Annotated in this window: 11 protein-coding genes; 10 read left to right on the top strand and 1 reads right to left on the bottom strand. The window is 49.9% G+C overall.

Annotated features, from left to right (window positions below; translation table 11 throughout):
• From tuf to bfr, 3 genes are all read left to right on the top strand, one after another.
• On the top strand, window positions 1-1,104 hold a 1,104-nt coding region (gene tuf, locus OGY04_RS16595; RefSeq protein ID WP_049027942.1), incomplete at its 5' end, for an elongation factor Tu.
• A gap of 185 nt (window positions 1,105-1,289) precedes the next feature.
• The gene (bfd, locus tag OGY04_RS16590) at window positions 1,290-1,484 is read left to right on the top strand and encodes a bacterioferritin-associated ferredoxin (protein WP_003031111.1); all 195 of its coding nucleotides are present in this window, start codon (window positions 1,290-1,292) and stop codon (window positions 1,482-1,484) included.
• A 71-nt stretch (window positions 1,485-1,555) separates the two neighbouring features.
• Window positions 1,556-2,032: a bacterioferritin gene (gene bfr / locus OGY04_RS16585; protein ID WP_003827773.1), complete on the top strand. Its 477-nt coding sequence runs from the start codon at window positions 1,556-1,558 to the stop codon at window positions 2,030-2,032.
• Here the strand turns inward: bfr and OGY04_RS16580 are convergent.
• Entirely contained in the window at window positions 2,029-2,496 is a 468-nt protein-coding gene (locus tag OGY04_RS16580) for a prepilin peptidase (protein WP_286585666.1), read from the bottom strand. The two genes, bfr and OGY04_RS16580, sit on opposite strands and share 4 nt — an antisense overlap.
• A 379-nt stretch (window positions 2,497-2,875) precedes the next feature.
• On the opposite strand from OGY04_RS16580, the gene rpsJ reads away from it, so the two are divergent.
• The 7 genes from rpsJ to rplV are packed head-to-tail and all read left to right on the top strand — an operon-like array spanning window position 2,876 to window position 6,245.
• Window positions 2,876-3,187 (top strand): 30S ribosomal protein S10, encoded by a 312-nt coding sequence (gene rpsJ, locus OGY04_RS16575; protein ID WP_001181005.1) that lies wholly within the window; start codon window positions 2,876-2,878, stop codon window positions 3,185-3,187.
• A 32-nt stretch (window positions 3,188-3,219) separates the two neighbouring features.
• Window positions 3,220-3,849: a 50S ribosomal protein L3 gene (gene rplC / locus OGY04_RS16570; protein WP_003031117.1), complete on the top strand. Its 630-nt coding sequence runs from the start codon at window positions 3,220-3,222 to the stop codon at window positions 3,847-3,849.
• 10 nt (window positions 3,850-3,859) lie between these two features.
• The gene (gene rplD, locus OGY04_RS16565; RefSeq protein ID WP_003031119.1) at window positions 3,860-4,465 is read left to right on the top strand and encodes a 50S ribosomal protein L4; all 606 of its coding nucleotides are present in this window, start codon (window positions 3,860-3,862) and stop codon (window positions 4,463-4,465) included.
• A complete protein-coding gene (gene rplW, locus OGY04_RS16560; protein ID WP_000617546.1) occupies window positions 4,462-4,764 on the top strand; it encodes a 50S ribosomal protein L23 in 303 nt (100 codons plus the stop codon). Before rplD ends, rplW begins: the two co-directional genes overlap by 4 nt.
• A gap of 17 nt (window positions 4,765-4,781) precedes the next feature.
• A complete protein-coding gene (gene rplB / locus OGY04_RS16555) occupies window positions 4,782-5,603 on the top strand; it encodes a 50S ribosomal protein L2 (RefSeq protein ID WP_000301869.1) in 822 nt (273 codons plus the stop codon).
• A gap of 16 nt (window positions 5,604-5,619) precedes the next feature.
• The gene (rpsS, locus tag OGY04_RS16550; RefSeq protein ID WP_001138115.1) at window positions 5,620-5,898 is read left to right on the top strand and encodes a 30S ribosomal protein S19; all 279 of its coding nucleotides are present in this window, start codon (window positions 5,620-5,622) and stop codon (window positions 5,896-5,898) included.
• A gap of 14 nt (window positions 5,899-5,912) precedes the next feature.
• Window positions 5,913-6,245 (top strand): 50S ribosomal protein L22, encoded by a 333-nt coding sequence (rplV, locus tag OGY04_RS16545; RefSeq protein WP_000448832.1) that lies wholly within the window; start codon window positions 5,913-5,915, stop codon window positions 6,243-6,245.
• The last annotated feature ends 17 nt before the right edge of the window (window positions 6,246-6,262 follow it).

Genomic DNA, 6,262 nt, shown 5'->3' with positions numbered 1-6,262 from the left:
CTGACCGCTGCAATCACTACCGTACTGGCTAAAACCTACGGCGGTGCTGCTCGTGCATTCGACCAGATCGATAACGCGCCGGAAGAAAAAGCTCGTGGTATCACCATCAACACTTCTCACGTTGAATATGACACCCCGACTCGCCACTACGCACACGTAGACTGCCCGGGCCACGCCGACTATGTTAAAAACATGATCACCGGTGCTGCGCAGATGGACGGCGCGATCCTGGTTGTTGCTGCGACTGACGGCCCGATGCCGCAGACTCGTGAGCACATCCTGCTGGGTCGTCAGGTAGGCGTTCCGTACATCATCGTGTTCCTGAACAAATGCGACATGGTTGATGACGAAGAGCTGCTGGAACTGGTAGAAATGGAAGTTCGTGAACTTCTGTCTCAGTACGATTTCCCAGGCGACGACACTCCGATCGTTCGTGGTTCTGCTCTGAAAGCGCTGGAAGGCGAAGCAGAGTGGGAAGCGAAAATCATCGAACTGGCTGGCTTCCTGGATTCTTACATCCCAGAACCAGAGCGTGCGATTGACAAGCCGTTCCTGCTGCCTATCGAAGACGTATTCTCCATCTCCGGTCGTGGTACCGTTGTTACCGGTCGTGTAGAACGCGGTATCATCAAAGTTGGTGAAGAAGTTGAAATCGTTGGTATCAAAGAGACTGCTAAGTCTACCTGTACTGGCGTTGAAATGTTCCGCAAACTGCTGGACGAAGGCCGTGCTGGTGAGAACGTTGGTGTTCTGCTGCGTGGTATCAAACGTGAAGAAATCGAACGTGGTCAGGTACTGGCTAAGCCGGGCTCTATCAAGCCGCACACCAAGTTCGAATCTGAAGTGTACATTCTGTCCAAAGACGAAGGCGGCCGTCATACTCCGTTCTTCAAAGGCTACCGTCCGCAGTTCTACTTCCGTACTACTGACGTGACTGGTACCATCGAACTGCCAGAAGGCGTAGAGATGGTAATGCCGGGCGACAACATCAAAATGGTTGTTACCTTGATCCACCCAATCGCGATGGACGACGGTCTGCGTTTCGCAATCCGTGAAGGCGGCCGTACTGTTGGTGCGGGCGTTGTTGCTAAAGTAATGAGCTAATTATTGATTAATTAGCTTTGAGCTTAAAAAGGGCGCTTCGGCGCCCTTTTTGCTACCTGCAATTTAGTCGTAGTCATATTTATTCGCATTTTTTATTCATTCTCCCGCCGCGTAAATCGCGTTGTGCTATTGTAATCATAACTATTCTCATTTACACTTTGCGCAGAAATTGAACGGGAGCGATCATGTACGTTTGTTTGTGTAATGCAATAAGTGATAAAAAAATACGTCAGGCTGTTCGCCAGTTTCATCCTCAGTCTTTTCAGCAATTACGTAAATTTATTCCTGTTGGAAATCAATGCGGTAAGTGCATTCGTGCTGCCCGCGAAGTCATGCAGGATGAATTAACGCAAATGCCAGAATTTAAAGAGATCGCCTAAGTCACACTCTTTTTTTTGACATCCCTGTAGCCCCATCTACGCTCTAAGAGTGGAAGCGGAGGGACTATAAAATGAAAGGTGATGTTAAAATCATAAATTATCTCAATAAACTATTGGGAAATGAGCTTGTCGCGATCAACCAGTATTTTCTCCATGCTCGTATGTTTAAAAACTGGGGACTGACTCGCCTCAATGATGTTGAGTACCATGAATCTATCGATGAGATGAAACACGCTGATAAATATATCGAGCGTATTTTATTCTTAGAAGGGATCCCGAACTTGCAGGATCTTGGCAAGTTGGGTATTGGCGAAGACGTTGAAGAGATGCTGCAATCCGATCTTCGACTCGAACTCGATGGTGCTAAAGATTTACGTGAAGCCATTGCCTATGCCGATAGCGTTCATGATTATGTCAGCCGGGATATGATGATTGAGATCCTGACTGAAGAAGAAGGGCATATTGACTGGCTCGAAACCGAGCTGGACCTGATTGCAAAACTTGGCTTACAAAATTATCTGCAATCGCAAATTAAAGTCAGTGACTAACCGCCCTGTATCATACTTACCAGGCCAATAACAAAACCCGCAGCCGCCAGATATGGCCCAAATGGCAGCGGGTTTTTTAGTACCTGTTTCCCGTAACGGACGCAGGAAATCCCGGTGAGGCAACATGCCATACCCGCGGCAAGTAAAACCAAAAGTGGTAATGATTCCCAGCGATGCCATGCGCCTAGCGCGGCAAGAAATTTGACATCACCAAAGCCTAACCCTTCCTGTCGACATATCAAACGATACCCCCAGTAGAACAAAGCAAATACCCCATAGCCCGCTATAGCACCCCAAAGCGCGTCGGATAACTGTGCAGGTCTGCAGCATTGATGATAAATAAGACCGCCCCACAAAAGAGGGCAGGTAAATTTGTCGGGCAGTAACCCGGTACGTAGGTCATGGACTAAGAGCAACCCTGATAGCGAAACATAAATCAACAGAAAGGGGAGGTCGATGTACATGGGCAAGCCTTATCTGGTAAAGAGTTTACCTTCAGGTAAACCCGGCGGCCCTACAAGCCCGGGATGTGGGTTATGGATGCTCTCTTCCACGGAAAACGCGTTGCACCACAGGACATACAATCAGAGTGGAAGGAGCGCCGCATTGGTGAACGAGTGATTAATTTCTACGCGGCACTTGCTTAAGACTGAGATTTACGTATAATGCGCGGGCTTGTCTAATATTGACAGCGGTTCGATATGAGCCACCGGTACTGCGAAAGCAATACCAGACAATGTTCCCAATCGGGGAACTCTGTAAGAACGGTTACACTCTCCCATCAATCGTAATGGGTTTGAGGAGTAACTATTTCGTCTATAAAATAATTGGAGCTCTGGTCTCATGCAGAACCAAAGAATCCGTATCCGTTTGAAAGCGTTTGATCATCGTCTGATCGATCAATCAACCGCGGAAATCGTCGAGACTGCCAAGCGCACTGGTGCGCAGGTTCGTGGTCCGATCCCGCTGCCGACCCGCAAAGAGCGTTTCACCGTTCTGATCTCCCCGCACGTCAACAAAGACGCGCGTGATCAGTACGAGATCCGTACTCACAAGCGTCTGGTTGACATCGTTGAGCCAACTGAAAAAACCGTTGATGCTCTGATGCGTCTGGACCTGGCTGCCGGTGTAGACGTGCAGATCAGCCTGGGTTAATCAGGTCATCGAGCGATTGAGAGGTTGATACAATGATTGGTTTAGTCGGTAAAAAAGTGGGTATGACCCGCATCTTCACTGAAGATGGCGTATCTATCCCAGTAACCGTTATCGAAGTTGAAGCAAACCGCGTTACTCAGGTTAAAGATCTGGCTAACGATGGCTATCGCGCTGTTCAGGTTACCACCGGTGCTAAAAAAGCTAACCGCGTAACTAAGCCGGAAGCTGGCCACTTTGCTAAAGCTGGCGTAGAAGCTGGCCGCGGCCTGTGGGAATTCCGTCTGGCAGATGGTGAAGAATACACCGTTGGTCAGAACATTAGCGTTGAACTGTTTGCTGACGTTAAAAAAGTTGACGTAACCGGTACCTCTAAAGGTAAAGGTTTCGCTGGTACCGTTAAGCGCTGGAACTTCCGTACCCAGGACGCTACTCACGGTAACTCCTTGTCTCACCGCGTTCCGGGTTCTATCGGTCAGAACCAGACTCCGGGCAAAGTGTTCAAAGGCAAGAAAATGGCAGGTCAGCTGGGCAACGAACGTGTAACCGTTCAGAGCCTGGACGTAGTACGTGTTGACGCTGAGCGCAACCTGCTGCTGGTTAAAGGTGGTGTTCCGGGTGCGACCGGTTGCGACCTGATCGTTAAACCAGCTGTGAAGGCGTAAGGGGATAGCAATGGAATTAGTATTGAAAGACGCGCAGAGCGCGCTGACTGTTTCCGAAACTACCTTCGGTCGTGATTTCAACGAAGCGCTGGTTCACCAGGTTGTTGTTGCTTATGCAGCTGGTGCTCGTCAGGGTACTCGTGCTCAGAAGACTCGTGCTGAAGTAACTGGTTCAGGCAAAAAGCCGTGGCGCCAGAAAGGTACCGGCCGTGCGCGTTCAGGTTCTATCAAGAGCCCGATCTGGCGTTCAGGTGGCGTGACCTTCGCTGCTCGTCCACAGGACCACAGTCAAAAAGTTAACAAAAAGATGTACCGCGGCGCGCTGAAAAGCATTCTGTCCGAACTGGTACGTCAGGATCGTCTGATCGTTGTCGAATCATTCTCTGTAGAAGCGCCTAAAACTAAGCTGCTGGCACAGAAACTGAAAGACATGGCTCTGGAAGATGTGCTGATCATCACCGGTGAGCTGGACGAAAACCTGTTCCTGGCTGCGCGCAACCTGCACAAGGTTGACGTACGCGATGCAACTGGTATCGACCCGGTTAGCCTGATCGCCTTCGACAAAGTCGTAATGACTGCTGATGCTGTTAAGCAAGTTGAGGAGATGCTGGCATGATTCGTGAAGAACGTCTGCTGAAAGTGCTGCGCGCACCGCACGTTTCTGAAAAAGCGTCTACTGCGATGGAAAAAACTAACACCATCGTTCTCAAAGTTGCTAAAGACGCGACCAAAGCAGAAATCAAAGCTGCTGTGCAGAAACTGTTTGAAGTCGAAGTCGAAGTCGTTAACACCCTGGTAGTTAAAGGGAAAGTTAAACGTCACGGACAGCGTATCGGTCGTCGTAGCGACTGGAAAAAAGCTTACGTCACCCTGAAGGAAGGCCAGAATCTGGACTTCGTCGGCGGCGCTGAGTAAGTCGGAGGAGTAATACAATGGCAGTTGTTAAATGTAAACCGACATCTCCGGGTCGTCGCCACGTTGTTAAAGTGGTCAACCCAGAGCTGCACAAGGGCAAACCTTTTGCTCCGCTGGTTGAAAAAAACAGCAAATCCGGTGGTCGTAACAACAATGGCCGCATCACCACTCGTCACATCGGTGGTGGTCACAAGCAGGCTTATCGTATTGTTGACTTCAAACGCAACAAAGACGGTATCCCGGCAGTTGTTGAACGTCTTGAGTACGATCCGAACCGCTCCGCGAACATCGCGCTGGTTCTGTACAAAGACGGTGAACGCCGTTACATCCTGGCCCCTAAAGGCCTGAAAGCTGGCGACCAGATTCAGTCTGGCGTTGATGCTGCAATCAAAGCAGGTAACACCCTGCCGATGCGCAATATCCCGGTTGGTTCTACCGTTCATAACGTAGAAATGAAACCAGGTAAAGGCGGTCAGCTGGCACGTTCCGCTGGTACTTACGTTCAGATCGTTGCTCGTGATGGTGCTTATGTCACCCTGCGTCTGCGTTCTGGTGAAATGCGTAAAGTCGAAGCAGACTGCCGTGCAACTCTGGGCGAAGTTGGCAATGCTGAGCATATGCTGCGCGTTCTGGGTAAAGCAGGTGCTGCACGCTGGCGTGGTGTTCGTCCTACCGTTCGCGGTACTGCGATGAACCCAGTCGATCACCCACATGGTGGTGGTGAAGGTCGTAACTTTGGTAAGCACCCGGTAACTCCGTGGGGCGTTCAGACCAAAGGTAAGAAGACCCGCAGCAACAAGCGTACTGATAAATTCATCGTACGTCGCCGTAGCAAATAATTTTAGAGGATAAGCCATGCCACGTTCTCTCAAGAAAGGTCCTTTTATTGACCTGCACTTGCTGAAGAAGGTAGAGAAAGCGGTGGAAAGCGGAGACAAGAAGCCCCTGCGCACTTGGTCCCGTCGTTCAACGATCTTTCCTAACATGATCGGTTTGACCATCGCTGTCCATAATGGTCGTCAGCACGTTCCGGTATTTGTTTCCGACGAAATGGTCGGTCACAAACTGGGTGAATTCGCACCGACTCGTACTTATCGCGGCCACGCTGCTGATAAAAAAGCGAAGAAGAAATAAGGTAGGAGGAAGAGATGGAAACTTTAGCTCAACATCGCCATGCTCGTTCTTCTGCTCAGAAGGTTCGCCTTGTTGCAGACCTGATTCGCGGTAAGAAAGTGTCGCAGGCTCTGGATATTCTGACCTACACCAATAAGAAAGCGGCTGTACTGGTTAAGAAAGTCCTGGAATCTGCCATTGCTAACGCTGAACACAACGATGGCGCTGACATTGACGATCTGAAAGTTACGAAAATTTTCGTAGACGAAGGCCCGAGCATGAAGCGCATTATGCCGCGTGCAAAAGGTCGTGCAGATCGCATCCTGAAGCGCACCAGCCACATTACTGTGGTTGTGTCCGATCGCTGAGACTCTGGAGACTAGCA

This window comes from Citrobacter sp. Cpo091 (assembly GCF_030332645.1).
Taxonomy (GTDB): domain Bacteria; phylum Pseudomonadota; class Gammaproteobacteria; order Enterobacterales; family Enterobacteriaceae; genus Citrobacter; species Citrobacter portucalensis.
The sequence above is the reverse complement of the archived record's forward strand: the minus strand, read 5'-3'. Positions and strand labels throughout refer to the sequence as shown.